1 protein-coding gene is annotated in these 213 nt (G+C 74.2%); it reads left to right on the top strand.

Features of this window, described 5'->3' with window-relative positions; all coding sequences use genetic code 11:
- Positions 1 to 213 (top strand): PfkB family carbohydrate kinase (locus DSP71_RS21625; RefSeq protein ID WP_258546604.1); only part of this gene is annotated, 213 nt, incomplete at both ends.

Raw genomic sequence — 213 nt, 5'->3', positions numbered from 1 at the left:
CCTCCGGCCTTGCTCTGCTGCTCGCCGCCGACTCCGGAGCAAGCGTGCTCAAGCCGAATGCGGCCGAGCTGGTCGAGGCCACCGGCATCGCGGACCCGGTCGACGGAGCCCGATCCCTCATCGCCAGGGGCGCGGAGCTCGTGCTGCTCTCGCTCGGCGCCGAGGGCATGCTCGCCGTCACCGCGGCCGAGCTCGTGCACGCGCGCCTGGACG

This window comes from Microbacterium sp. H6 (assembly GCF_003314775.1).
GTDB classification, from domain to species: domain Bacteria; phylum Actinomycetota; class Actinomycetes; order Actinomycetales; family Microbacteriaceae; genus Microbacterium; species Microbacterium oxydans.
The sequence above is the reverse complement of the archived record's forward strand: the minus strand, read 5'-3'. Positions and strand labels throughout refer to the sequence as shown.